This window comes from Ensifer sp. 22460 (assembly GCF_052044935.1).
Taxonomy (GTDB): domain Bacteria; phylum Pseudomonadota; class Alphaproteobacteria; order Rhizobiales; family Rhizobiaceae; genus Ensifer.
In genome coordinates this window covers 132,566-158,550 of record NZ_JBQENZ010000003.1, presented here as the reverse complement: position 1 = coordinate 158,550, position 25,985 = coordinate 132,566, and the positions used below count along the sequence as shown (strand labels likewise).

General features: G+C 63.7%; 24 protein-coding genes. 17 read left to right on the top strand and 7 right to left on the bottom strand.

Annotated elements, in window-relative coordinates; translation table 11 throughout:
* Window positions 1-304: 304 nt before the first annotated feature.
* From ACTJKM_RS05050 to ligA, 8 genes are all read left to right on the top strand, one after another.
* Window positions 305-1,231, top strand: a complete 927-nt coding sequence (locus tag ACTJKM_RS05050; RefSeq protein WP_057253480.1) for a D-alanine--D-alanine ligase — start codon at window positions 305-307, stop codon at window positions 1,229-1,231.
* Window positions 1,219-2,169 carry a cell division protein FtsQ gene (gene ftsQ / locus ACTJKM_RS05045; protein ID WP_057253483.1) on the top strand — a complete coding sequence of 317 codons (951 nt, stop codon included), beginning with the start codon at window positions 1,219-1,221 and terminating at the stop codon, window positions 2,167-2,169. Before ACTJKM_RS05050 ends, ftsQ begins: the two co-directional genes overlap by 13 nt.
* Entirely contained in the window at window positions 2,166-3,497 is a 1,332-nt protein-coding gene (ftsA, locus tag ACTJKM_RS05040; protein ID WP_113540714.1) for a cell division protein FtsA, read from the top strand. The genes ftsQ and ftsA overlap by 4 nt, the downstream gene beginning before the upstream one ends.
* Window positions 3,498-3,603: 106 nt before the next feature.
* Window positions 3,604-5,385, top strand: coding sequence for a cell division protein FtsZ (gene ftsZ / locus ACTJKM_RS05035; protein WP_440659976.1), 1,782 nt, complete (start codon window positions 3,604-3,606; stop codon window positions 5,383-5,385).
* A 334-nt stretch (window positions 5,386-5,719) separates the two neighbouring features.
* Window positions 5,720-6,673, top strand: coding sequence for a UDP-3-O-acyl-N-acetylglucosamine deacetylase (gene lpxC, locus ACTJKM_RS05030; protein ID WP_058321246.1), 954 nt, complete (start codon window positions 5,720-5,722; stop codon window positions 6,671-6,673).
* Window positions 6,674-6,847: 174 nt separating this feature from the next.
* Entirely contained in the window at window positions 6,848-7,714 is an 867-nt protein-coding gene (locus tag ACTJKM_RS05025; protein WP_057253491.1) for an outer membrane protein assembly factor BamD, read from the top strand.
* 37 nt (window positions 7,715-7,751) lie between these two features.
* Window positions 7,752-9,425, top strand: a complete 1,674-nt coding sequence (recN, locus tag ACTJKM_RS05020) for a DNA repair protein RecN (protein WP_057253493.1) — start codon at window positions 7,752-7,754, stop codon at window positions 9,423-9,425.
* 65 nt (window positions 9,426-9,490) lie between these two features.
* Window positions 9,491-11,644: an NAD-dependent DNA ligase LigA gene (gene ligA, locus ACTJKM_RS05015; RefSeq protein ID WP_440659975.1), complete on the top strand. Its 2,154-nt coding sequence runs from the start codon at window positions 9,491-9,493 to the stop codon at window positions 11,642-11,644.
* Between the two features lie 380 nt (window positions 11,645-12,024).
* Here the strand turns inward: ligA and ACTJKM_RS05010 are convergent, their stop codons facing one another.
* Together ACTJKM_RS05010 and ACTJKM_RS05005 are read right to left on the bottom strand one after the other, a co-directional pair.
* Window positions 12,025-12,432 carry a VOC family protein gene (locus ACTJKM_RS05010; protein WP_057253499.1) on the bottom strand — a complete coding sequence of 136 codons (408 nt, stop codon included), beginning with the start codon at window positions 12,430-12,432 and terminating at the stop codon, window positions 12,025-12,027.
* Window positions 12,433-12,597: 165 nt separating this feature from the next.
* Window positions 12,598-13,491, bottom strand: coding sequence for a LysR family transcriptional regulator (locus ACTJKM_RS05005; protein WP_440659974.1), 894 nt, complete (start codon window positions 13,489-13,491; stop codon window positions 12,598-12,600).
* 117 nt (window positions 13,492-13,608) lie between these two features.
* Here ACTJKM_RS05005 and ACTJKM_RS05000 point away from each other — a divergent pair, with 117 nt between their 5' ends.
* The 4 genes from ACTJKM_RS05000 to ACTJKM_RS04985 all read left to right on the top strand — a co-directional run bounded on the left by ACTJKM_RS05000 (window position 13,609) and on the right by ACTJKM_RS04985 (window position 17,074).
* On the top strand, window positions 13,609-14,016 hold the full coding sequence (locus ACTJKM_RS05000; RefSeq protein WP_058321249.1) for a (R)-mandelonitrile lyase: 408 nt from the start codon (window positions 13,609-13,611) through the stop codon (window positions 14,014-14,016).
* A gap of 23 nt (window positions 14,017-14,039) precedes the next feature.
* A complete protein-coding gene (locus ACTJKM_RS04995) occupies window positions 14,040-15,497 on the top strand; it encodes an MFS transporter (RefSeq protein ID WP_063893332.1) in 1,458 nt (485 codons plus the stop codon).
* 15 nt (window positions 15,498-15,512) lie between these two features.
* A complete protein-coding gene (locus tag ACTJKM_RS04990) occupies window positions 15,513-16,466 on the top strand; it encodes an aldo/keto reductase (RefSeq protein WP_440659973.1) in 954 nt (317 codons plus the stop codon).
* A 218-nt stretch (window positions 16,467-16,684) separates the two neighbouring features.
* Window positions 16,685-17,074, top strand: a complete 390-nt coding sequence (locus tag ACTJKM_RS04985) for a VOC family protein (RefSeq protein ID WP_110878460.1) — start codon at window positions 16,685-16,687, stop codon at window positions 17,072-17,074.
* A gap of 36 nt (window positions 17,075-17,110) precedes the next feature.
* On the opposite strand, the gene ACTJKM_RS04980 is transcribed toward ACTJKM_RS04985, so the two are convergent.
* The gene (locus ACTJKM_RS04980; protein WP_440659972.1) at window positions 17,111-17,410 is read right to left on the bottom strand and encodes a hypothetical protein; all 300 of its coding nucleotides are present in this window, start codon (window positions 17,408-17,410) and stop codon (window positions 17,111-17,113) included.
* A gap of 249 nt (window positions 17,411-17,659) precedes the next feature.
* Here ACTJKM_RS04980 and panC point away from each other — a divergent pair, with 249 nt between their 5' ends.
* The 5 genes from panC to ACTJKM_RS04955 all read left to right on the top strand — a co-directional run bounded on the left by panC (window position 17,660) and on the right by ACTJKM_RS04955 (window position 20,991).
* Window positions 17,660-18,535, top strand: a complete 876-nt coding sequence (panC, locus tag ACTJKM_RS04975) for a pantoate--beta-alanine ligase (protein ID WP_440659971.1) — start codon at window positions 17,660-17,662, stop codon at window positions 18,533-18,535.
* 1 nt (window position 18,536) lies between these two features.
* Complete coding sequence (gene panB / locus ACTJKM_RS04970) at window positions 18,537-19,358, top strand: 3-methyl-2-oxobutanoate hydroxymethyltransferase (RefSeq protein WP_058321255.1); 822 nt, start codon at window positions 18,537-18,539, stop codon at window positions 19,356-19,358.
* Window positions 19,359-19,571: 213 nt separating this feature from the next.
* Window positions 19,572-20,288, top strand: a complete 717-nt coding sequence (locus tag ACTJKM_RS04965; RefSeq protein ID WP_440659970.1) for an AzlC family ABC transporter permease — start codon at window positions 19,572-19,574, stop codon at window positions 20,286-20,288.
* 2 nt (window positions 20,289-20,290) lie between these two features.
* The gene (locus ACTJKM_RS04960) at window positions 20,291-20,605 is read left to right on the top strand and encodes an AzlD family protein (RefSeq protein ID WP_057253515.1); all 315 of its coding nucleotides are present in this window, start codon (window positions 20,291-20,293) and stop codon (window positions 20,603-20,605) included.
* Window positions 20,606-20,751: 146 nt separating this feature from the next.
* Entirely contained in the window at window positions 20,752-20,991 is a 240-nt protein-coding gene (locus tag ACTJKM_RS04955; protein WP_112994800.1) for a hypothetical protein, read from the top strand.
* A gap of 122 nt (window positions 20,992-21,113) precedes the next feature.
* Here ACTJKM_RS04955 and ACTJKM_RS04950 read toward each other — a convergent pair whose 3' ends face one another.
* From ACTJKM_RS04950 to ACTJKM_RS04935, 4 genes are all read right to left on the bottom strand, one after another.
* Window positions 21,114-22,949 carry an aminopeptidase P family protein gene (locus tag ACTJKM_RS04950; RefSeq protein ID WP_440659968.1) on the bottom strand — a complete coding sequence of 612 codons (1,836 nt, stop codon included), beginning with the start codon at window positions 22,947-22,949 and terminating at the stop codon, window positions 21,114-21,116.
* A 778-nt stretch (window positions 22,950-23,727) separates the two neighbouring features.
* Window positions 23,728-24,603: a 50S ribosomal protein L11 methyltransferase gene (locus ACTJKM_RS04945; protein ID WP_113514397.1), complete on the bottom strand. Its 876-nt coding sequence runs from the start codon at window positions 24,601-24,603 to the stop codon at window positions 23,728-23,730.
* Between the two features lie 158 nt (window positions 24,604-24,761).
* Window positions 24,762-25,361 carry an SCO family protein gene (locus ACTJKM_RS04940; RefSeq protein WP_058321259.1) on the bottom strand — a complete coding sequence of 200 codons (600 nt, stop codon included), beginning with the start codon at window positions 25,359-25,361 and terminating at the stop codon, window positions 24,762-24,764.
* 340 nt (window positions 25,362-25,701) lie between these two features.
* Window positions 25,702-25,860, bottom strand: a complete 159-nt coding sequence (locus tag ACTJKM_RS04935) for a hypothetical protein (RefSeq protein WP_197417268.1) — start codon at window positions 25,858-25,860, stop codon at window positions 25,702-25,704.
* Window positions 25,861-25,985 lie beyond the last annotated feature (125 nt).

Genomic DNA, 25,985 nt, shown 5'->3' with positions numbered 1-25,985 from the left:
TTCGTCTCATTGTCCGAATGGAGCCCGCCGCCTCGTTTGCGGCGGGTTTTTCGTTTTTTTTGCTTGTTACGCAATAGATTCAGGATTGCTCTGCAACCCTTTGATCTCCCGCTAAAATGCCTTGTCGCCTATGCGCGTGCACGCACGGCGGGTGTTTCGTTTCCCGACTAAGGTTAACGAAAGTAAACGGTTCGTTAACCATAATGCCGTTCAAGTGACCCAATGGCACCGGTGACTCGCGGGGACCGGAATCAGCCAGACGCAAGGAAACCTTGCGATAGTGGCGTATTGTTTGGGGGTTTGAATGAGCGGCAAGCATGTGGCTGTCCTGATGGGCGGATTTTCTTCGGAGCGACCGGTTAGCCTGTCGTCCGGGGCTGCCTGCGCGGATGCCCTTGAGGCCGCCGGCTATCGCGTCACCCGAATCGACGTCGATCGCAACGTTGCCGAGGTGCTCGCGGCACTCCGGCCGGACGTCGCCTTCAATGCTCTTCATGGTCCGTTCGGCGAGGACGGCACGATCCAGGGCATTCTCGAATATCTGGAAATTCCCTACACCCATTCCGGTGTGCTCGCCTCGGCGCTCGCCATGGACAAGGCGCAGGCCAAGCACGTTGCTGCCGCCTCCGGCATTCCGGTTGCGGACGCGCAGGTGATGGATCGTCATGCCTTCGGTCCGAAGCACCCGATGAAGCCGCCCTATGTCGTCAAGCCGGTCCGCGAGGGCTCGAGCTTCGGCGTCGTCATCGTCAAGGAAGATCAGTCGCATCCGCCGCAGGTGGTAACCTCGAGCGAGTGGCGCTATGGCGACCGAATCATGGTCGAGCGTTATGTCGCCGGCCGCGAACTGACCTGTGGCGTCATGGGCGACAAGGCCCTTGGCGTGACCGAAATCATCCCGCAGGGTCATGCCTTCTACGATTATGACTCCAAGTACGTAAAAGGTGGTTCTCGCCACGTCATTCCGGCACAGATTTCACCAAATATTTACCAAAAAATACAAACACTCGCTCTGAAGGCGCATCAGGCAATCGGTTGCCGGGGCGTCAGCCGATCCGACTTTCGTTTCGATGACAGTTCCTCCGGTGAGGGCGAGCTGATCTGGCTGGAAATCAACACCCAGCCCGGCATGACGCCAACCTCCCTGGTGCCCGAGATGGCCGCGCATGCCGGCTATAGTTTCGGTGAGTTTTTGAGTTGGATGGTGGAGGAAGCGTCGTGTTTGCGTTGAGGGGCAGAAGGGGCAAGAGGGTTCGTCACCTCGATGGCGCTGCAGCCGTCGATGTGGACGGCGGCCGTGTGCTGCCGCGTCCGCTCCGTCGTGTCGTGCGCTTCTTCGTCAGTCTTGGTGCCGGCCGCGTTCGCTTTCCGGCCCATACCGGCACGATCTCGGCGCTCGCCTTTTTTGCTGCGACGGGCTTCTACGGCATGTCGCTCGGCGGTCATACACAGAACTTCGCGCAAGCTTCGACCACCGCCGCGGGATTTGCGATCGAAGACGTCAAGGTTTCCGGCAACGACCAGACCTCGGAGATCGATATCCTCCAGCAGCTCGGCCTGGACGGCACGACGTCGCTGGTGGCGCTCGATATCGCCGAGGCCCGCAAGCTGATCGCGGAAATGCCCTGGGTTCAGGGCGTGACGGTGCGCAAGGTCTATCCCGGCACGATCGAGGTCAACCTTACCGAGCGCAAGGCCTTTGGCATCTGGCAGCACGGCTCCGATCTTTCGCTGATCGAAAGAAGCGGCAGCGTGATTGCGCCGCTGCGCGACAACAAGTTTGCGGCGCTGCCGCTGTTCGTTGGCCGCGATGCCGAAACGGCGGCCGCCGATTTCTACGACGAGTTTTCCCGCTGGCCGGAGATCCGCTCGCGGGTGAGGGCCTTCGTTCGCGTCGCCGGTCGCCGTTGGGACCTGCGCCTCGATAACGGCATCATCGTCAAGTTGCCGGAGCACGACGTCGCCCAGGCGATGCAAGTGCTCTCCGACATGGAAAGCCAGCACCAGCTCCTGGAGCGCGACATCGCTGCCGTGGATCTGAGGCTGCAGGATCGAACCACAGTTCAGTTGACGCCGGGCGCAGTTACCCGGCGCGAAGTTGCCTTGAAGGCGAGGGATAAAATGCTGAAGGCGCAGGAGACCGAAAAGAAGAAAGAGGGGCGGATATGAGTTTGTTCGGTTCCTCCAGCTTTGGCCTGCCGCGCCTGAAGCCGCTTTCTTCGAAGCGGTCTCACGTCGTCTCGGTGCTAGATATCGGTTCGACCAAGGTGGTCTGCATGATCGGCCGGCTGACGCCGCGCGCCGAGAGCCAGATCCTGCCGAACCGCACCCACAACGTCGAAATCATCGGCATCGGCCATCAGAAGTCGCGGGGCGTCAAGAACGGTGTCGTCGCCGATCTCGATGCGGTCGAAAGCGTCGTGCGGCTCGCGGTCGACGCGGCCGAGCGTATGGCCGGGCTTACCATCGACAGCATGATCGTCAACGTTTCGGCCGGCCGGCTGCAGAGCGACGTCTACACCGCGACGATCGATCTCGGCGGCCAGGAAGTCGACGCCAACGATCTGCGCAAGGTTCTGTCGGCCGCCGGCCAGCAGTCGCTGCGGTCCGACCGCGCCATCCTGCACTCACTGCCTACGGGCTTCTCGCTCGATGGCGAACGCGGCATCCGTGATCCGCTCGCCATGTTCGGCGACGTTCTCGGCGTCGACATGCATGTGCTGACGGCCGAGCGTGCAGCGCTCAAGAACCTGGAACTCTGCGTCAACCGCGCTCACCTCTCGGTCGAGGGCATGGTGGCGACCCCCTATGCCAGCGGGCTTGCAGCGCTCGTCGACGACGAAGTCGAGCTCGGCTGTGCCGCGATCGACATGGGCGGCGGCACGACGACGATCTCGGTCTTTGCCGAAGGCAAACTGGTTCACGCTGACGCCGTCAGCCTCGGCGGCCACCACGTGACGACGGACCTCGCGCGCGGTCTTTCGACCCGCATCGAGGACGCCGAGCGGCTGAAGGTCGTGCACGGCTCGGCGCTGCCCAATAGCGCCGACGAGCGCGATATCGTCTCGGTTCCGCCGATCGGCGAGGACGACCGCGACCAGCCGACGCATGTGCCGCGCGCGCTCGTCTCGCGCATCGTGCGCGCCCGCATCGAAGAGACGCTCGAACTCATCCGCGACCGCATCCAGCGCTCGGGCTTCAGCCCGATCGTCGGCAAGCGCATCGTTCTGACGGGCGGCGCCAGCCAGCTCACGGGCCTGCCGGAAGCGGCGCGCCGCATCCTCGCCCGCAATGTTCGCATCGGCCGTCCGCTCGGGGTTTCCGGGCTGCCGGCGGCTGCCAAGGGCCCGGCCTTCTCCACGGCGGTCGGCCTGATGATCTATCCGCAGGTCGCCGACCTCGAGACCCATGCCTCCCACGGCGGCATGTTCTCGGCGCTCGGCGCCGGCAACGGCCGCATCGCCCGCATGGGGCAATGGCTGAAAGAGAGCTTTTGAGTGACGTTCGGCGCCGACAGGGACGGCGTCGGATGAAGGAAATGTTGGACTTTGAGAGATTTGGCCGGCTCGGCAAGGCGGCCAGAAAACAGAAGGAACGGGTACAATGACTATCAACTTGCAGAAGCCGGATATCACGGAGCTGAAGCCGCGCATCACCGTCTTTGGCGTGGGTGGTGGCGGTGGCAACGCCGTCAATAACATGATCACTGCAGGCCTCCAGGGCGTCGATTTCGTCGTCGCCAACACCGACGCCCAGGCACTGACCATGACCAAGGCCGAGCGCATCATCCAGATGGGCGTCGCCGTCACCGAAGGTCTCGGCGCCGGTTCGCAGCCGGAAGTCGGCCGCGCGGCCGCCGAAGAGTGCATCGATGAGATCATCGACCACCTGAACGGCACCCACATGTGCTTCGTCACCGCCGGCATGGGCGGCGGCACCGGCACGGGTGCAGCCCCGATCGTTGCCCAGGCCGCCCGCAACAAGGGCATCCTGACGGTCGGCGTCGTCACCAAGCCGTTCCATTTCGAAGGCGCGCGCCGCATGCGCCTCGCTGACCAGGGCATTGCCGAACTGCAGAAGTCGGTCGACACCCTGATCGTCATCCCGAACCAGAACCTCTTCCGCATCGCCAACGACCGCACCACCTTTGCGGACGCCTTCGCGATGGCCGACCAGGTTCTCTATTCGGGCGTTGCCTGCATCACAGACCTCATGGTCAAGGAAGGCCTCATCAACCTCGACTTCGCCGACGTCCGCTCGGTGATGCGTGAAATGGGCCGCGCCATGATGGGTACCGGCGAAGCTTCGGGCGAAGGCCGCGCACTGGCCGCTGCCGAAGCCGCGATTGCCAACCCGCTGCTCGACGAGACCTCGATGAAGGGCGCCCAGGGCCTCCTGATCTCGATCACCGGTGGCCGCGACCTGACGCTGTTCGAACTCGACGAAGCCGCAACCCGTATTCGCGAAGAAGTCGACCCGGATGCCAACATCATCCTCGGCGCGACGTTCGACGAAGAACTCGAAGGCCTGATCCGCGTCTCGGTCGTCGCCACCGGCATCGACCGTACGGCCGCGGAGGTGGCGGGTCGTTCCGCTGACTTTCGTCCGGTAGCAGCCAAGCCGGTCGTCCGTCCGTCGGCCGCCATTCCTGCCCAGCAGCCCGTTGCCCAGCACCAGCCGGCCCCGGTTCATCAGCCGGTAATGCAGCAGCCCGTCGCCCAGCCGGTGCAGCCGGTTCAGCAGCAGCCGTCTGTCGATCACATCGCGGCTGCGATCCGCGAAGCCGAAATGGAGCGCGAGCTCGATATCGCGACCCGCGCCGCCCAGGCACAGGTCCAGGCTCCGGCTCAGCCGGCGCATGACGAGAACTTCCGTCCCCAGAGCAAGCTTTTCGCCGGTGCAGCACCGGTAGAGGCCGCTCCGGTCATGCGCCAGCCGCAGCCGCAGATGCAGCCGGTTCAGGCCCAGCCTCAGCCGCAGCCGGTGATGCGCCAGGAGCCCGTTGCTCCGGTCATGCGCCAGCAGCCGGAACAGGTTCGCATGCCGAAGGTCGAAGACTTTCCGCCAGTCGTGAAGGCCGAGATGGACCGTCGCGCCCAGCCGGCAGCCCCGATCGCGGAAGAGCGTGGCCCGATGGGTCTCCTCAACCGCATCACCAGCTCGCTTGGCCTGCGTGAGCGCGAACAGACCCCGGCGGCCGCCGACATGACGGCTTCCGCACCGACCGCTGCTTCCCAGCAGCGCCGGCCGCTCTCGCCGGAAGCGAGCCTCTATGCGCCGCGTCGCGGCCAGCTTGACGATCACGGTCGCGTTTCGCAGCAGGCGCGCCCGCAAGAAGATGATCAGCTCGAAATCCCGGCGTTCCTGCGCCGTCAGTCGAACTGATTGGAAGGCCCGTTCCTTCACCTTGCCGAATGCCCGGGCAACTGCCCGGGCATTTTTGCATTTTCTTCATCATTTCAGATGTTTGATTCAATGTTGCGGACCGTCGCAAATACGTAACAAAGCGAAACGAACAGTGATTTGGAATGGTGCCTCCAAACTCCTATTTTCAGACTCGGAATTGGGGACGCATGCGATTCGATCAAGCGCTGTCTGTTCGAAACGCAGAGGATCGGATTTTGCTCCGAGACTCTCGGGCGCCTTGTTTGTGCCCTGAAGTTCGCTGCGTCTGCCAGCAGGTTTTGGCCATCGGCCACAGGTATTGAAAGTGACGAGAATGGGAATCGAATTGCTCGGGTTTCAGACGACGATTGCAAGCCCGGTAACGCTGAAGGGAAATGGCGTTCACTCGGGTGCAGAAGTGTCGATCACCTTCCATCCGGCGGAAGCCGATGCGGGCATCGTGTTCCAGCGCGTTCTCGCCAATGGCCGGATCAGCGAATACAAGGCGGTTTCCTCGCAGGTCGGCAACACCGATCTCTGCACCGTTCTCGGCATGTCGCCGGCGACGTCGATTGCCACGATCGAACATGTGATGGCCGCGATCTATGCGCTCGGCCTCGACAACCTGACGGTCGAAGTTCACGGCGCCGAAATGCCGATCATGGACGGCAGCTCCGAACCCTTCATCGACGCGATCGAGCAGGTGGGCGTTCGCGCCCTTGCAGTCAAGCGTCGCTACATCCGCATCGTCAAGCCGGTGCGCATCGAATCGGGCGCGTCCTGGTCGGAGTTCACGCCCTATGACGGCATGCGCTTCGAGGTCGAGATCGACTTCGATTGCCCGCTGATCGGTCGCCAGTCCTGGAAGGGCGACATGACGCCGTCCGTCTTCAAGCGCGAACTGTCGCGCGCCCGCACCTTCGGCTTCATGCGTGATGTCGAGCGGCTCTGGGCTGCCGGCTTTGCGCTCGGCTCCTCGCTCGAAAACTCGGTCGTCATCTCCGACGACAACACCGTCATCAACGTCGAGGGCCTGCGCTACACGGACGAGTTCGTTCGTCACAAGACGCTCGATGCGGTCGGCGATCTCTCGCTCGCCGGCGCGCCGTTCATCGGCTGCTACCGTTCCTACCGCGGCGGTCACAAGATGAACGCCAACGCACTGAAGGCGCTTCTCAGCGATCCGACGGCCTACGAAGTCGTCGAAACGGCGACCCCGCGTCAGCGCACCCGCGCCCGCGACATGGTTGCAGTTGCAGTTCCGGGCTTTGCGCCCTGGTCCGCATAAACAAAAAAAGTCATCATCTCCTCCAGTCGCCGGCCGAAAGGCCGGCATTTTCATGATAGGGCCGCCACAAATTTGCATGAATCACCGATCATGACGTTGCGGTCTCAAGGTAACTTGCTCTAAAAGCGCATGTCTGGCGGGGTCCAAGCCCGCAGCGTGGAACGGGAATATCCGATGGTTCTTGCAGTTTCTGTTGATCTGAGAAAGTCAGCGCGCGTCGCCGCCGTGATCGTCGCGGCCATTGCCGGCAGCGCCCTGATTACCGCCTGCCAGAACGATCCCGATATCGACATCACCAAGTTGACGGCGGAGACGGATCCGCCGGAAGTGCTCTACAATCAGGGCCTTGCCAACCTCAACGCCGGCAAGACGACGGAAGCGTCGCGCAAGTTCGAAGCGCTCGACCGCCAGCATCCGTTCTCGGAATATGCCCGCAAGGCGCTGGTGATGAACGCCTTCGTTTCCTACCGAAACGGGCAGTACCAGGAGGCGATCAACGCCACCGGTCGTTACCTCAATCTCTATCCGCAGTCGGAAGACGCGGCCTATGCGCAGTACATCCAGGGGCTGGCCTATACCAAGCAGATCCCCGCGGTGACGCAGGACCAGAAGCCGGCGATGAGAGCGATCGAGGCCATGCAGGCCGTCGTCGATCGCTATCCGGACTCCGAATATGTCGACGACGCCAAGTCGAAGATCCGCTTTGCCCGCGACCAACTCGCCGGCAAGGAAATGCAGGTCGGTCGCTACTATCTCGAGCGCAAGGAATATCTCGCGGCCGTATCGCGCTTCCGCGTCGTCATCGAGCAGTATCCGAACACCAACCAGGTGGAGGAAGCGCTGGCGCGCCTCACCGAGGCCTATTACGCGATGGGCGTGACCCAGGAGGCGCAGACCGCTGCTGCCGTTCTCGGCCACAACTATCCGGACAGCCAGTGGTACTCCGATTCCTTCAAGCTGCTGCAGTCTGGCGGCCTGGAGCCGCGTGAAAGCGGCAACTCCTGGATATCGCGCGCTGCCAAGAACCTCATCGGCGCCTGATCCTTATCAGCGCCCGTCAAGGAAGATACGAACCCGGATGCTCGCCCAGCTTTCGATCCGCGATATCGTCCTGATTGAACGGCTTGATCTGGCTTTCGACGCCGGGCTCTCGGTGCTGACCGGTGAAACCGGCGCCGGTAAGTCCATCCTGCTCGACAGCCTGTCGCTGGCCCTTGGCGGCCGTGGCGACGGCTCGCTGGTGCGCCATGGCTCCGACAAGGGGCAGGTGACAGCGGTCTTCGACGTGCCCGTCGGTCATTCGGCGCGGCTGATGCTGCACGAAAACGGCATCGACGATGATGGCGACCTGATCTTCCGCCGCGTGCAATCCGCTGACGGCCGCACCAAGGCCTATGTCAACGACCAGCCGATCAGCGTCCAGCTCATGCGCCAGCTCGGACAGACGCTCGTCGAGATCCACGGACAGCACGACGATCGCGCGCTTGTCGACATCGACGCGCACCGCACCTTGCTCGATGCCTTCGGCGGCACCTCCGACGAGGCGCAACATGTCGGCAATCTCTATCGCGCCTGGAAGGACGCCGAGCGCGGTCTGAAGAAGCATCGCGAACGCGTCGAAGCTGCCGCGCGCGAGGCGGATTTCCTGCGTTCTTCGGTCGAGGAACTGGAAAAGCTCAGCCCGCGCGACGGCGAAGAGGACGAGCTAGCCGAGAAGCGGGCGCGAATGATGAAGTCCGAGCGCATCGCCGGCGACATCAACGAAGCCTCCGAATTCTTGAATGGCAATGGTTCGCCGGTTCCGCTGATCGCCTCGCTTGTGCGCCGGCTCGAGCGCAAGAGCCATGAGGCGCCGGGTCTGCTGGAGGAAACCGTCGAGCTTCTCGACGGGGCGCTGAACCAGCTCTCGGACGCGCAGATGGCGGTCGAGCGGGCGCTGCGCAACACCGAGTTCGACCCGAAGGAGCTGGAGCGGGTGGAAGAACGGCTGTTTGCGCTTCGTGGTGCCAGCCGCAAATATTCCGTCCCGGTCGCCGAGCTTCCGGCGCTCGCCGTGCGCATGATCTCCGATCTTGCCGATCTCGATGCCGGCGAGGAAAGACTGAAGCAGCTCGAAGGCCAGGTCGGTGTTGCCAAGGCAGCCTTCGACGCGTCGGCGCGCTCGCTCTCGGAAAAGCGGCAGCGCACGGCGTCGGCACTCTCCGCCGCCGTCATGGACGAATTGCCAGCGCTGAAGCTCGAACGTGCACGCTTCATGGTGGAAGTTCAAAGCGATGCGACGCAGGCGACGGCCGACGGCATCGATCTCGTCGAATTTCATGTCCAGACCAATCCCGGCACGCGGCCGGGGCCGATCATGAAGGTCGCCTCGGGCGGCGAGCTCTCGCGCTTTCTCTTGGCGCTGAAGGTGGCGCTTGCTGATCGCGGCTCGGCGCCGACTCTCGTCTTCGACGAAATCGACACCGGTGTCGGTGGTGCCGTGGCGGATGCCATCGGCCAGCGGCTGAAGCGGCTTTCCGGCACCGTCCAGGTGCTTTCCGTCACGCACGCGCCGCAGGTGGCGGCGCGGGCCGCAACGCATCTCCTGATCTCCAAGGGTCCCTCGGCCGAGAAGGCCGAGACGATCGCAACCCGCGTCGCCCGCATGGACGACAAGGCGCGCACCGAGGAAATCGCCCGCATGCTCGCCGGCGCCTCGATTACCGAAGAGGCGAGGGCCGCAGCGGCGCGCCTGCTGGCGGGCAACGGCTAGCCACAGGCTCTTTTCTTTCGCGATGGTTGCTCTACAAAACGACTCCGAATCCGGAGTCGTCGCGCATGTCCAATGAACTGAAACCCGTCGAGAATCTCAACGAATCGGAAGCGGCCGCGGAGCTGGCCTTTCTCGCCGCCGAGCTTGCCCGTCACGATGCGCTCTATCACGGCCAAGACGCGCCGGAGATTTCTGATGCGGACTATGACGCGCTGAAGCGGCGCAACGATGCGATCGAGGCGCAGTTTCCGGCGCTCATCCGCGAGGACAGCCCGTCGAGGAAGGTGGGTGCGGCGCCGTCCGTCACCTTCCAGCCGGTCGTCCACGCCCGGCCGATGCTTTCGCTCGACAACACGTTCTCAGACGAAGACGCCCGCGATTTCGTCGCATCGGTCTATCGCTTCCTCGGGCAGCTTCCGGACAATTCGATTGCGTTCACGGCGGAGCCGAAGATCGACGGTCTGTCGATGTCGCTGCGCTACGAGAACCGGCGGCTGATGACGGCCGCCACGCGCGGCGACGGCACGACCGGCGAAAACGTCACCGCCAATATCCGCACCATCGGCATGATCCCGCAGACGCTGCCGGCGGGCGCGCCCGATGTGGTCGAGGTGCGCGGCGAAATCTACATGGCGAAATCCGACTTTGCCGCGCTCAACGCCGAAATGGCGGCGCAGGGCAAGCCGCTCTACGTCAACCCGCGCAACACCGCTTCCGGCTCTCTGCGCCAGCTCGACGCCAAGGTGACGGCCAGCCGCAAGCTGCGCTTCTTCGCCTATGCCTGGGGCGAGATCTCGGCGATGCCGGCCGACACGCAAATGGGCATGGTCGAGGTGTTCAAGTCCTGGGGCTTCCCGGTCAACCCGCTGATGCAGCGGCTGACCTCGGCCGACGCGCTGCTCGAACACTACCATCACATCGAGCGCGAGCGGCCGGATCTCGACTACGATATCGACGGCGTCGTCTACAAGGTTGACCGGCTCGACCTGCAGGCCCGCCTCGGCTTCCGCTCGCGTTCGCCGCGCTGGGCAACTGCGCACAAGTTCCCGGCCGAGCAGGCGTTTACGCGGCTGACGGCGATCGACATCCAGGTGGGCCGCACCGGTGCGCTGACGCCGGTGGCGCGGCTGGAGCCGATCACCGTCGGCGGCGTCGTCGTCACCAACGCGACGCTGCACAACGAGGACTACATCAAGGGCCTCGGCAATTCCGGCGAGCCGATTCGCGAGGGCCGCGATATCCGCATCGGCGACATGGTGATCGTCCAGCGCGCCGGCGACGTCATTCCCCAGATCGTCGATGTGGTTATGGACGAGCGCAAGGAAGGGGCCGAACCCTACCGCTTCCCGACCACATGCCCGGTCTGCGGCAGCCATGCGGTGCGCGACATCAACGAGAAGACCGGCAAGGTGGATGCGGTGCGCCGCTGCACCGGCGGTTTCGTCTGCCGGGCCCAGGCCGTCGAGCACTTGAAGCATTTCGTCTCGCGCAACGCCTACGACATCGAGGGCCTCGGTTCGAAGCAGATCGAGTTCTTCTTCGAAAGCGAAGACCCGACGCTCATGATCCGCACGGCGCCCGATATCTTCACGCTGGAAAAGCGCCAGGAGACGTCGCTGACCAAGCTCGAAAACATCGACGGATTCGGCCGGGTCAGCGTGCGCAAGCTCTATGAGGCGATCAACACGCGCCGCGCGATCGCACTTCATCGCTTCATCTATGCGCTCGGCATCCGCCATGTGGGCGAGACGACGGCGAAGCTGCTTGCGCGCTCTTACGGCAGCTACGAGCACTTCGGTGCGGCAATGGGCGAAGCGGCGACGTTTTCGGGCGACGCCTGGAACGAACTCAACAGCATCGACGGCATCGGCGAGGTCGTCGCCCGCGCCATCGTCGAGTTCTACAAGGAGCCGCGCAATCTCGAAGTCGTCACGCGCCTGCTGTCCGAAGTGACGCCGGAGGCGGCGGAAGCACCGGTTGCAAGCGACAGCCCGGTCGCCGGCAAGACGGTTGTCTTCACCGGTTCGCTCGAAAAGATGACCCGTGATGAGGCCAAGGCCAAGGCCGAGAGCCTGGGCGCCAAGGTGGCCGGGTCGGTCTCGAAGAAGACCGATATCGTCGTTGCCGGACCGGGTGCCGGCTCCAAGCTCGACAAGGCCCGCGAACTCGGCGTCGAGACCATGGACGAGGACGAGTGGCTGGCGCTGATCGGCGGGTAGGGCCGCGCATCGGTCGGTTGCCAAGTGAGTCTTTCGCGGCGCGGACGCGCCGCGGCTGGATTCCTGTGACGAGCACAGGAATGAGGGGAGGAGGACGGCTCCCAAGATCAGCGCCAGACAAGGCGACTCCCTCGCGGCTGACCTTGTGATCGGAAAGTCGACAATCTCGCTCTCACTGATCTCGGGCGTGGAGATTTCCCAATGGACGGGTCTACGGTTCACCCTCATTCCTGTGCTCGTCACAGGAATCCAGCCGCGCGGCGTCGGCCGCGCGAGAAGACTCAATATTCCGGGGAAATCCCAAGGCCTCGGTGCCTCGTCACAAACAAGAAACCGCCCGGTTATATTGAGCGGCCCTCGTCTTTATGCCAGTTCGGCCATCAGCCCTGCTGCTGCGCCGCTTCCTGGTCCATCCACATGAACTCCCAGACGTGGCCGTCGAGGTCCTGGAAGGAGATGCCGTACATGAAGCCGTAGTCGATCGCCGGCTTCCAGGGCTTGGCGCCAGCGGCGAGCGCCTTGGCGAGCATGTCGTCGACTTCGGCGCGGCTCCCGGCCGAAAGGGCGGTGATGACTTCGGTTCCCTTCCGGGCGTCGCTGATCTCGCCGGTGATGAAGTCACGGAACTTCGGCTCGGTCAAAAGCATGACGAAGATATTGTCCGAGATCACCGTGCAGGCGGCGGTGTCATCGGAGAACTGCTCGTTGAAGGTGAAGCCGAGGGCAGCGAAGAACGCGCGCGAGGCCTTCAGATCCTTGACCGGCAGGTTTACGAAAATCATGCGCATGAAATGCTCCTTGGGAATGGATTTTGTGTCTACGGACTAAGGACGAATGCCGATCGACGATTCCGACACCGGCTCAAACATTTTTTTAGCTGGAGAGATGTGGGGCGCAACCCCGGGTTTTCAACAGCAATTGCGGGTCGTGCGGAGGAGCCGGTCTTGCCGCCATTACCCCCGATACCGCAGCGCCTCCACCAGCACAGCAAAGGCCGGTGAGGACTGGCGGCGGCTGGGGTAATAGAGGTGGTAGCCGGGGAACGGGTCGCACCAGTCTTCGAGCACGCGGATGAGGCGACCTTCGGCGATGTGGGTGAGGGCCGATTCCTCCGGGACGAAGGCAAGGCCGAAGCTGGCGAGGCAGGCGGTAAGCCGGTGCGCCAGCCGGCTGAAGACGAGCTGTCCGTCGACGCGGACTTTTAGCTCGCGGCCGTCCTTTTCGAACTCCCAGGCATAGATGCCGCCGTAGGTCGGAAGCCTCAGGTTGATGCAGCGGTGCTGGGTCAGGTCCTGAGGGACGACGGGCTTCGGATGCTTTTCGAAATAGCTGGGCGCGCCGACGACCGCCATGCGCATGTCCGGCCCGATGCGCACGGCGATCATGTCCTTGGCGACCTGCTCGCCAAGCCGGACACCGGCGTCGTAGCGTTCGGCGACGATATCGGTGAGGCCGTAGTCGATGACGATCTCGACCTTGATATCGGGATAATCGGGCAGAAGCTTTTCGAGCTTCGGCCAGAGCACGGTCTCTGCCGCGTGCTCGGCAGTGGTGATGCGCACCGTGCCTGCGGGTTTGTCCCTCACGTCGCTCAAGGCGGTGAGCTCGGTTTCCAACTGCTCGAAGTGCGGGACGAGGGTGGCAAGCAGCCGCTCGCCGGCCTCGGTCGGGGAGACGCTGCGCGTGGTGCGGGTGAGCAGGCGCACGCCAAGCCGTGCTTCGAGCGCCCGCATGGTGTGGCTGAGCGCCGATTGCGAAACGCCGAGCTGGGCGGCAGCCCTTGTGAAGCTGCGCTCGCGCGCCACCGCCGCGAAGGCGATCAGGTCATTGATGTTCTCGCGCAGCATTCATGAATCTCTCTCATAGGTCCATGCCGTTTATACCATCTAATTGTTGGCGGCGGCCATCGCTAGATTGTGCACAGCAACAGAACGGGTCGTCCGGTTCGCCAAGGAGAAGACCTCATGGAGATCAAGAGAAGCGGTTCGCAGCCTTCGGCCCGGGGGACAGAGGACTGGTTCAGCGGCACCGTGCGCATCGACCCGTTGTTTCCCGTGCGCGAGCCGGCGCGCACTGCCGGCAATGCCGTCACCTTCGAGCCCGGCGCCCGCACGGCCTGGCATACGCATCCGCTCGGCCAGGTCCTGATCGTCGTTTCCGGCTGCGGCCGGGTGCAGCGGGAGGGCGGGCCAATCGAGGAGATCCGGCCGGGCGATGTCGTCTGGTTCGAGCCCGGCGAGAAGCACTGGCACGGGGCGGCACCGACGACCGCCCTGACCCATATCGCCATCCAGGAGACGCTCGACGGCAAGGCGGTCGACTGGATGGAAAAGGTGACGGACGCGCAATACGGCGCTGCGCAGGCGGAGTAGGCACGACGATGGACGTCACGTCGATGAAACACCTTTCAGCCCGCAAGACGGCGGTGCTGGCGATCGTCATCGTCAGCTACCTGATGATCGTGCTCGATATCTCGATCGTGATCACCGGCCTGCCGAAGATTCGCGACGAGCTGCAGTTCAGCGACGCCGGGCTTTCCTGGGTGCACAGCGCCTATACGCTCGCCTTTGGCGGCTTCCTGCTGCTGGGCGCGCGGGCGGGCGACATTCTCGGCCGGCGTCGGCTGTTCATTGCCGGGCTTGCCATCTTCACAGCGGCCTCCGTCGTGATCGGGCTGGCACCGTCGCCGGAATGGCTGCTTGGCGCGCGCGCCGTGCAAGGCTTCGGCTCGGCGATCCTCGCCCCCGCCACGCTGGCGCTGATCCAGACGTATTTTTCCGAGGGACCTGAACGCACGCGGGCGGTCGCCTATTACAGTTCGGTCGCCGGCATCGGCGCGAGCTTCGGCATGGTGCTCGGCGGTCTGCTTGCCGGCTGGCTCAGCTGGCGGGTCGGTTTCTTCATCAACCTGCCGATCGGCATCGCCCTGATGCTCGCGGCGCACAAGTACGTCGGCGAAACGGAACGGCGCACGGGTGAATTCGACCTTGCGGGCGCCGTAAGCTCGACGCTCGGCATGACGGCGCTGGTCTATGGCATCGTCCGTTCGGCGGAGGAGGGGGCGTACGATCCGCTGACGCTCGCAGCGCTTGCCATGGGTCTTCTGCTTCTTGCGCTCTTCGTGGTCAACGAGCATCGCGCCCGGCAGCCGATCATGCCGCTCCGGCTCTTTGCCAACCGCGAGAGGGTCGGCGCCTATCTGGCGCGTGTCCTGTTCCTCGCCGCGATGATCGGGTTCTTTTTCTTCTTCACCCAGTATCTGCAAGGTGTTCGGCACTTCGACCCGCTTGCCTCCGGCCTTGCCTTCATTCCGGCAACATCAGTCAATTTCGTTGCGGCGATCTTGGTTCCAAGGCTTAGCCCACGTTTCGGCAACCGCCGCCTGCTTGCCTTTGGCCTGATCTCCGCGCTGATCGGCATGGTCTCTATCAGCCAGATCTCGGCCGACACGTCCTTTCTCTTCGGCATGGCGCCGCCCTTGATGCTGATCGGGCTTGGCCAGGGCTTCACTCTGAGCCCGCTGACGGTCGCCGGCATTGCCGGTATCGCTCCCGGTGACGCGGGGGCGGCGGGCGGTGTGGTCAATGTCGCCCACCAGCTCGGCAACTCGCTCGGTCTCAGCGTGCTGGTCGCTGTCGCAGCACTCGGTGCCGATGGGCTTGATGGCAGCGCTCTGCTTGCCCATCGGGTCGATAATGTTCTCATCGGTTGCACGGTCCTGCTGGCGCTGGCGCTTGCCGTCGTCGCGCTGATCGTGCGGCCGCACAATGCAAAGCGGGTGGAGCGTCCGGCGATCGGACGGTCCGTCGCCTGCCAGAATTGCCGCTCGGTTTCCCCAGACCTCGCGGCCTGATCAAGGAGCAAGACAATGCAGAAACGTAGGCTAGGAAAAAGCGATCTCGAAGTCTCGGCCATCGGCTTTGGCTGCATGGGCCTCAGCTACGGTTATGGCCCGGCAACGGAGCGCAGTGAGGCGATCAGGCTGATCCGCGCGGCGCATGAACGCGGCGTGACCTTCTTCGACAGCGCCGAAGCCTATACCGGTAACGAGGATCTGGTCGGCGAGGCGCTGGCCCCGTTCCGCGGTGAGGTGGTGATCGCCACCAAGTTCGGCTTCGTCAACGGCGATGTCAGCCAGGGCATGGACAGCCGGCCGCAGCGCATCCGCGAGGTCGCCGAGACGGCATTGAAGCGTTTACGGACCGACCGCATCGACCTCTTCTACAAGCACCGCGTCGATCCCAATGTGCCGATCGAGGACGTCGCAGGCACGGTGAAAAAGCTGATCGCGGAAGGCAAGGTCGGCCATTTCGGCCTGTCGGAGGCGGGCGCCGATTCGATCCGCCGGGCGCATGCGGTTCAGCCGGTGACGGCGCTGCAGAGCGAATATTCGCTCTGGTGGCGGGAGCCGGAAACCGAAATCCTGCCGCTCCTCGAAGAGCTCGGCATCGGCTTTGTGCCCTTCAGTCCGCTTGGCAAGGGATTTTTGACAGGCGCGATCAACCAGAACACGACCTTCGACCAAAGCGATTTTCGCCGGAGGCGCGCAGAGCCAATCAGGCGCTGGTTGATCTCTTGGGCGTTTGCCGAGGCCAAGGGTGTGACGAAAGCGCAGATCGCGCTTTCCTGGCTGCTAGCGCAAAAGCCATGGATCGCGCCCATTCCCGGCACGACAAAGCTGCATCGGCTCGAGGAAAACCTCGGCGCTGCCGATGTCATTCTGACGGCCGAAGAGCTTGGCGACATCCAGGCGGCGCTCTCCGCCGTCGAGGTGCAGGGCGCCCGCTATCCGCAGCATCTGCAGCAGCGCGTTGGGAAGTAGGCGAACTCGACAGATATCCTTCCATCAGGCGCGTACTCTAGAGCGCCGCGCGTCTTCTCAGACACGCAAAGGCCGCTGTAGCACTTTGATTTTCTGTATGTTTTTGTCCTTTCGTCGACCGCGGCTAAGGGAAACATGCAGTAGCCTGCGCGCCTGATAGGCTTTCCGTTGACTGCAGCTTCCGGCACGATCGGGGAATCGAATGGCGGGAGGAACGCATGCGCTTGAACCAGGTGACTGTCACCATGCCGGACCTCGATGCCGGCTGGGATTTCTATCGCCGCCTCGGGCTCACGCCTATCGTCGACGCCCGGCCGCATTATGTTCGGTTTCTCTGCCCGGTTGGGGAGGCAACCTTTTCCCTGCACGAGGGAAACGCGACCGGCGGTGGCACGACCGTCTATTTCGAATGCGACGATCTGGATGTGACCGTCAACCGGCTGACCGAGGCCGGCATCGTCTTTGCGCGTGCGCCTGAGGACAAGAGCTGGCGGTGGCGAGAAGCCGAGCTATTCGATCCCGGCGGCAACCGCATCGTGCTCTATTTCGCAGGCGCGAACCGGATCGATCCGCCCTGGCGGCTGCCGCAAGACGCAGCGGTCAGGTGACGGCGCCCTCAAGAACAGCGCTGCGAGCGTTGCCGCTCAGCTCAGCGTGCACACACCATTGGCGCCGCCTTTGCCGGTGTAGGAGACGCTGGGTGAGCTGTCGGGATTGATGCCCAAGGAGATGGTGACGCCGGCACCGTGCGCCTCGTAATAGTTCTCGTTGAACACCTTGAGCTTGGCTTCCTTGCCGTTGATATAGACCCGGCCGCCTTCATCGGCGTGGACCTCGATCTTGCCGGGGCAGGTGGCGTTGACGAGCGGGATCTTCGCTTCGGTCGCACCGGCGCAGGCAAGTGTCGGGACAAGAATGCCGAGAAGGCGCAGGCAGGGTTTCATCTCGCTCTCCAGCGTGGGTTGCAGTGGCGTCGATGGCCAGCCGTGACAGGCTGCCGATGGAAGTCAAGCGCGGCTGAGCGTCATCAACCTGTCATCAATCCGATTGTTTTTTTGCGCTGCACAAGATAGAGGATTGCAGCCGAATTTTGTGCAAATGCCTTTTCGCGGAGCAGGGTCGTCGCCAGTCCCGAAGGCAGCGCGCCAGCACCCTTAAGGGCAGGGCGCCGGCGCGGATTGGAGGGTCCGGACATGAAGACTTTCACCACGATTGCCGAGCTGCGTGCAGCACTTGCCGAACATCGCCGGGCAGGCAAATCGGTCGGTTTCGTGCCGACCATGGGCTACCTGCATGTCGGCCATATGGAGCTGATGCGGCGTGCCCGCGAAGAAAACGACATCGTCGTCGCCAGCATCTTCGTCAATCCGCTGCAGTTTGGCGCCAACGAAGATCTCTCGAAATATCCGCGCGATCTCGCACGCGACCAAGCGATGCTGGACGAAGGCAAGGTCGACTATCTCTTTGCGCCCGGTGTTGCCGACATGTATCCGCGGCCGATGGAAACCGTCGTCGATGTGCCGACGCTTGGCAGCGAGCTTGAGGGCTCGGTTCGTCCCGGCCATTTCGCCGGCGTTGCCACCGTCGTCACCAAGCTCTTCAACATCGTCCAGCCGGACCGCGCCTATTTCGGCGAGAAGGATTTCCAGCAGCTGCAGATCATCCGCCGCATGGTCGCTGATCTCGCCCAGCCGGTGACCGTCATCGGCGTGCCGACCGTGCGCGAGGCCGATGGGCTCGCCTGTTCGTCGCGCAATGTCTATCTGACGGCAGAGGAGCGCCGCGCTGCGGCGATCGTACCGAAGGCGCTGGACGAGGCGCAGCGCCTGGTGGCGTCGGGCGTCAGCGACGTGGCGGCGCTCGAAAATGCCGTCACCGAATTTCTGTCGAGCGAATCGCTGGCCAGGCCAGAGGTCGTGGCCGTGCGCGATCCCGAGACGCTCGAAACCATCGAGACGATCGGCGACCGGCCGGTGCTGCTCCTGCTCTTCGTTCGCTTCGGCACGACGAAGCTGCTCGACAACCGCGTGATCGCCCCGAAATCCGCGTCATTTGCAAAGGTTGCCTGACATGAGCGTCCAGACCGCCAAGCGCCGGCTCAGCCCCGCCAACATCGAAGCGCTGAAAGGCGAGCGTCCGATCGTCAGCCTCACGGCCTATACGACGCCGATCGCAAGGCTGCTCGATCCGCATGTCGATTTCCTGCTTGTTGGCGATTCCGTCGGCATGGTGCTTTATGGTCTGGACACGACGGTCGGCGTGACGCTCGAGATGATGATCGCCCATGGCCAGGCGGTCATGCGCGGCTCGGAGCGCGCCTGCGTCGTTATCGACATGCCCTTCGGCTCCTATCAGGAATCGAAGGAGCAGGCGTTCCGCAGTGCGGCGCGCATCCTGAAGGAAACCGGCTGCAGCGCGGTGAAGCTCGAAGGCGGCGCCGAGATGGCCGAGACGGTCGAGTTCCTCGTCAGCCGCGGTATTCCGGTGCTCGGCCATGTCGGGTTGATGCCGCAGCTCGTCAACACGACGGGCGGCTATCGCTCGGTCGGCCGCAACGACAAGGAAGTGGCGAAGATCCACCGCGATGCCAAGGCGATCGACGATGCCGGAGCCTTTGGCATCGTGATCGAGGGCACGGTCGAGCCGGTTGCGCGCGACATCACCGCGGAACTGCGCTCGCCGACCATCGGCATCGGCGCATCGCCCGCCTGCGACGGGCAGATCCTCGTTTCCGACGACATGCTCGGCCTCTTCAATGATTTCAAGCCGCGCTTCGTCAAACACTTCGCCGAGCTCGCGCCGGCGATCTCTAGGGCTGCCGAGGATTACGCGGCCGAAGTGAAGGCGCGCACCTTCCCGGGCATCGAGCACACGTTCCAGGTCAAGAAGTAGGACGGCGGCCCCGCACGGGCCCTTGAAACTGACAGACAAGACGCACCGGTTTTCCCGATCGGTGCGCCTTTTGTTCAAGCCTCGTTCGCCAAGGCATCATAAAATTCAATCAATGTATCAGTGCATTTGAATTGTTGCCGGGGGCGCAAGCGCCTATCAGTCCGGCACCGGCCACAGCGTGCGATGTCATCGCTTCGGCCGGCGGAGGTTTCCATGACAAAAGACGAATTCTGGGAAGGCGTGCGTGGCGGCTTTCCCATCATGCTGGCGGCGTCACCCTTCGGCGCGCTGTTCGGGGCGCTTGCGGTCGACAATGGCTTTACCATTGCCGACGCGGTGTTCATGAGCGCGAGCGTCTATGCCGGCGCCAGCCAGATGGTCGGCATCGAGCTCTTCGGCAACCACGTCCAGCCCTGGCTGGTGGTGCTCTCGGTGTTCGCGGTCAATTTCCGCCACGTGCTCTATTCCGCCTCGATCGCCAAATATGTCCGGCATTTCACCTTAGGGCAGAAGTTTCTTGCCTTCTTCCTGCTGGTCGATCCGCAATATGCCGAGACGGAGAAGCGCGGCGAGCGCGGCCTGCCGATCAGCTTTTCCTGGTATCTCGGCTTCGGCCTGGTGATCTACATTCCGTGGATCATCAACACGCTGGTCGGGGCGATCTTCGGGCAGATGATCGGTGATCCCAAGGCGATCGGCCTCGATGTGCTGCTGCCGGTCTATTTCATGGGGCTGGTCATGGGGTTCCGCAAGCGCGACCGGTTCCTTCCGATCGTCACAGTCTCGGGGTTGGCATCGGTCGCCGGCATGCATTTCGTCGGTTCGCCCTGGCATGTGAGCATCGGCGCACTCGCCGGCATCGTGCTTGCCGCCTGCCTGCCGCCGAGCGGGACGGCTGCCGCACCGACCGGCGTCGAGAAGGAGGCCTGAGCATGGACCCGCAACACCTCAACCTCATCTACCTGATCATTGCGGCTGCGGTCGCGACCTTCCTGACACGTGTCGGCGGCTACATCCTCATCACCCAGATGAAGCAGATCCCGCCACGGCTTGAAGCGGCGCTGAATGCGGTGCCGGCGGCGGTCCTGACGACGCTGGTGGCGCCGGCCTTCGTCTATGGCGGGCTCGATGTGACGATCGCCATGTTCGTCGCCTTCGCCATCGCGCTCGGCCTCAACCTGTCGACCCTGCGCATGCTGGTAATCGGCTGGGTGGTGGTGATGCTGATCCGGCATGTGGTGATGTAGGTCAGCCGTCCGCGACACCCGTTTTAATTGGCGGCGAAGGGCAGCTGGATTATCATCCTTCCGTTGCCGGAGAGGCACGACAGAGCCGCACGCGCCATCTGGGCTGCCTCTGCAAGGCGCGGCCTCCCGGCGGTGGAGGAGCGACCATGTTAACCAGGATCTCGATTGCCCTTTTGCTGGCGCTCGCGCCGGCAACCGCCTTTGCCAATCAATGCCCGACCATGATGGCTGCGATCGATGCGGCGATGCCGACGGCCTCTCTTTCCGAGGCCGACATGGCCAAGGTGAAGGAGCTGCGCGCGAAGGGTGAGGAACAGCACAAGGCCGGCGATCACGCCGCCTCCGAGGCGACGCTCGGCGAAGCGAAGAAGCTGTTGGGAATCTAAGCGCAGAGGCCTGGTTCTCCGGCCCATTGCCGCCCCTTGAGCCTCGTAGCAAAGAGGCGGCTGCGGGCGCGCAATGCCTGTTGCCTGGGCTCCCATTCAGGAGCCCAGGCGGAACGCCTGACTCAGCGTGAAAGCGCTTCCGTTGCGGCTTTCAGCCAGTCGCGGGTCTCGTCGCTGGTCAGCAGCGGCATCAGCTTTTCGCGCGTCTCGGCGTGATAGGCGTTCAGCCAATCGAGTTCCTCGTCCGTCAACAGCGCCGGCAATACCAGACGGCGGTCGATCGGGCAGTAGGTGATGGTGTCGAAGCCGAGCATCGGCAGGTCGCCGCCGTCCACCATCGTTGCCGGCTGCACCACCACGAGGTTTTCGATGCGGATGCCGAAGGCGCCAGGGCGGTAGTAGCCGGGCTCGTTGGAGAGGATCATGCCAGGAAGCAGCTCCTGGGTGGAAAGCCGGGCGATGCGCTGCGGGCCTTCATGCACCGAGAGATAGGAGCCGACGCCGTGGCCGGTGCCGTGGGCATAGTCGGCGCCCGCCTTCCAGAGCGCGATGCGGGCCAAGGGGTCGAGATCGACGCCGCGCGACCCCTTGGGGAAACGGGCTATGCTGATCGCGATCATGCCCTTCAGCACCAGGGTGAAGAAGCGCTTCTGCTCTTCGGGAACCGCACCGATCGCCACCGTGCGGGTGATGTCGGTGGTGCCGTTGATGTATTGCGCGCCGGAATCGATCAGGAACATGGTGCCCGCTTCGATCGGCTGGTCGGTGGCGGTGGTGACGCGGTAGTGCATGATCGCCGCATGCGCGCCGGCGCCGGAGATCGTGTCGAAGGAGATGTCCTTGAGCGGGTTCTGCATGCGTTCGCCGACGGTGGCGCGGGCCGCTTCCAGCTGGTTGGTGGCGGCGATCTCGGTGACGGTTCCCGGCTGCTGGCTGTCGAGCCAGGCGAGAAACTCGACCATGGCGGCGCCGTCCTGCAGGTGGGCGCGGGTCGAGCCGTCGATCTCGGCCTGGTTCTTCTGGGCACGTGGCAGGCGGGCGGGATCGACCGCTTCGACCACCTTGCCGCCCTTGGAGCGGATCAGCTCGGAGATGGCGAAGGAAGCGAGATCCGGATCGAGCATGACCGACGCGCCAGCGGCACCCAGCGCCCTCAGGCTATCGTCGAAGGTGGCGGGGGCGACGATGTCGGCGATCTGGGTGAGGTAGGCTTCCTGCTCGATGCCGGTCTTGCGCTTGTCGAGGAAGAGCTCGGCGCGGCCGTCGGCGTGGATAATGGCGCGGGCCAGCGGATGCGGCGTATGCGGCACGTCGCTGCCGCGGATGTTGAAGGCCCAGGCGACGGAGGAGGGGTCCGTCAAGACCACGGCGCTGGTATCGGCCTTGGAAAGACCCGCCGCGATTCTTGCGATCTTGTCCTTGGCGAGTTCGCCGGCATGCTCGATCGGCTGGATGCTGACCTTGCCGAGCGGCGCCGCGGGACGGTTTGTCCAGATCCTGTCGAGCGGGTTGTGATCGAGGAAAACGAGCGAGCCACTGATGACGGCGAGCGCCTTTTCCAGCCGGCGGACTTCCGCACCGGTGTGCACCCAGGGATCGATGCCGAGCTTGAAGCCCATGGAGCCATGGTTTTCCAGCCAGAGATGCGGCGGTTCGCCGATGAGGTCACCGCCGGTGAAAACGCTGCCGTCGACCTGTTCCTTGAGTTGGGTGACGTAACGCCCATCGACGAAGACGACGGCTTCACGCTGCGTTACGAGGGCAACGCCTGCCGAGCCGGTGAAGCCGGTCAGCCAGGACAGACGCTCCGACGAGGCGGGCACGTATTCACCCTGGAATTCGTCGGCGCGGGGCACGAGAAAGCCGTCGATGCCGAGGGCCGCGAAGGACGCGCGCAGGGCCTCGGTGCGCTCCTTGCCGAATTGCGGCGTGGAGGTGACTTCAAAAGACTGAAACATGGGGGAATTCCGGTAGATTGAGCGGTAAACCGCGGGAAAGATGTGCAGCCATGTTAGCGGAAATCGCCCGTGCCGGGAAAGAGGCGATATCCTGCGATCCAGTACACAGTGACGCTTCTGGTTGCAGCTTGGCAGGAGAGCAATTGCCCATTTACCATACATATGCGCTCAGCGCATGGCACCCATGCTAAGAAGCCTCTTTCTCTATCGGAATGATAGTTTATAAGCCGCCTCAACGAACACGGACGAACATCCGGTGGTTCAAAAGACTGCGGTTCCGAGAATAGTTGGTCATTCTGTTCTCCTCCTCCCTCAAGGGTGGCCAGCTTCGGAACGGTAGACGCCCGCTCGAGCACTCCTCCTCCTCAGGCTCGCGGGCATGGTTGGCCACAAGCCAACCAGCAGGCGATGCCCCTGGCATCGCCTTTGTTTCGAAAGGCCGCCCGTCATGATAGACGTGGCGGCCTTTTCGTTTTTTCCAGTTTGTTTTGGGTTCGGTGAGAAGACGGCGCGTGCTCTGGCCCGTTCCAATCGCTGCGTTTCTGAAAATGCCCCTCACCCTAACCCTCTCCCCGCAGGCGGGGCGAGGGGACGTGCCCGATAGCGCCGGTTTCGCGCCGAAGCTTAAGCCGTCGGTTGGGACGTGGCTGAGAGTAGCCGCAACGAGTCGGAAGTTAACCGGTGGATGAAGCGGTGCGGCAGGTCCCTTCGCCCCGCATGCGGGGAGAAGGTTCCGGCAGGCGGATGAGGGGCAGCTTCAAGCGTCCGCGCCTACGCCTCACTTCTCCAAATGAATCGTCACCCAGCCGTTCCGCCAGATGGTGCGCACGTGGCGCAGGTGCTGGCCGTTGTAATGGGCAAGCACCTTCCAGCGCTGTTCGGCGAGAATGCCGGACAGGATCACCGAGCCGCCGGGGGCGAGATTGGCGACGAGCTGCGGCGCCATCTTCATCAGCGGGCGCGCGAGGATGTTGGCGATGATCAGATCGAACGGGCCGTTGGTGCTGAAGGCGGTCGAGTGGAAGCCGGGGGCGGTGGCAAAGGTCGTGCCGGTGACGACGCCGTTGACCCGGGCGTTTTCTTCCGCGACGCGGGTGGCGATCGGGTCGATGTCGGTGGCAAGCACCGGCACGTGCATGAGCTTCCAGGCGGCGATCGCAAGCACGCCGCTGCCGGTGCCGAGATCGAGCACGTTGCGCACGGTGCGGGTGCGGGCAACCGTGGCGAGCACTTCGAGGCAGCCGGCGGTGGTGCCGTGATGGCCGGTGCCGAAGGCCTGGCCTGCGTCGATCTCGATGGCGATCTCGCCGGTCTTCACCTTGTCGCGGTCATGCGAGCCGTGCACGACGAAGCGGCCGGCGCGCACGGGCGCCAGGCCCTCGAGCGACTTGGCGATCCAGTCGATGTCCGGCAGCACTTCGCGCTCGATCGGGAGATGGGCGAAGTCTTCGGCCAGTGCGTCAGTGAGGCGTTCGTTCACGCTCTCCTCGTCGACTGCCATCATGTAGATCGAGGCTTCCCAGACGTCGCGCTTCTCGTCGACTTCCGTCGTGCCGATGGCAAAGTCCTCTTCGCCGAAGACTTCGCTCAGGCGGTCGAGCACGGCTTCCGCCTGCTTCTCGGTGGTGGTGACGAAAAGTCTGATCTCGCTCAAGGCCCTGTCCTTCGGCTGGGAAATCCGCCGCCCGCATCAAACCGTGGAGGGGTGCGCTAAGCGTCGGCAATCGTGCGCTGTGCGCTATCACGATTGCCCCGCAAACGCAAAGCGCCGGGCAGGGCCGGCGCTTGCAATCGATCGGTCAAGGGCGACGGTTAGCCCTTGGTCAGATTTTCCAGCTTCTTGACCGCCGTTTCCGGGTTTTCCTCATAGGCGATGGTGCCGGAGAAATGGCCGTTGGCGTCGAGCAGGAACACGGAGGCCGTGTGGTCCATCGTGTAGTCGCCGTTGGGCTGGGCAGCGTCGACCGGCACCTTCTTGGCGTAGACGCGGAAACCCTTGACCATCTCCATCACCTTGTCGGCCGGGCCGGAAATGCCGGTGATGCGCTTGGAAACGTTGGAGACGTACTGGCCGAGGATTTCGGGCGTGTCGCGCTCGGGATCGACGGTGATGAAATAGGCCTGCAGCTTGTTGCCTTCCGGGTCGACCTTTTCCAGCCAGCCGTTCAGTTCGAACAGCGTCGTCGGGCAGACTTCCGGGCAATGGGTGAAGCCGAAGAAAAGCGCGGTCGGCTTGCCGGTAAACGCCTTCTCGGTAATCTCCTTGCCGTCCTGCGAGACCAGCGTGAAGGGAACGCCGAAGGGGCCGGTGGCGGCCTGCTGCTTCGACTGGGTCATTTCATAGGTCAGCCACCCCAAGATGCCCGCCATGACGACGACGGCGGCCCAGAGGACGATGCGGATGGTTTTCATGCGTGCTACCGATTTTGTTGGGGCCGAAGACGGCCATGTCCGGTTGATAGGCCCTTGATACCGCCTTCACCGGGGCCGCGCAAATGGGACAATTGCCGCAGGTTGTGGCCGGGTTGGGGCCGCGGAGGTGCTTTCAGCCCCTCATCCGGCCTGCCGGCCACCTTCTCCCCGCAGGCGGGGCGAAGGAACCTCGCCGGACCGTCTCGTTCCAATCGCTGCACTAACATTCGAGGCGAAGAACCGTGCGGTTGCGCCGCTGATGCTCCCGTCCCCCCTCCCCGCAAGCGGGGAGAGGGTTAGGGTGAGGGGCGGAGGCGGGCTTCGAAGCTGTCGGGCCGTCCTAGAAGCACCAGGAAAGGCCGGATTGGGCGAGCGCCAGGAAGATATCGGCGCCATTTTCGATCCAGCCGCGGAAGGCGAGCAGGAGCACAACCGCGATCGCAGCCGCAAGGCTTGCGGCGAGGGGAAGGCGGATCGAGCGCTGGGTCTTCGTGTTCATGGCGTCATCATAACAGCTCGCGCGGCAAGGGGAAGCCGGGCGATTTGCCGGGTGCGGCCGGAAGGCGCGTTCCGGTCGGTGCAGGAAACGGTGGAAAACCGCGCCTGAGGTTCCATTCGATTGTG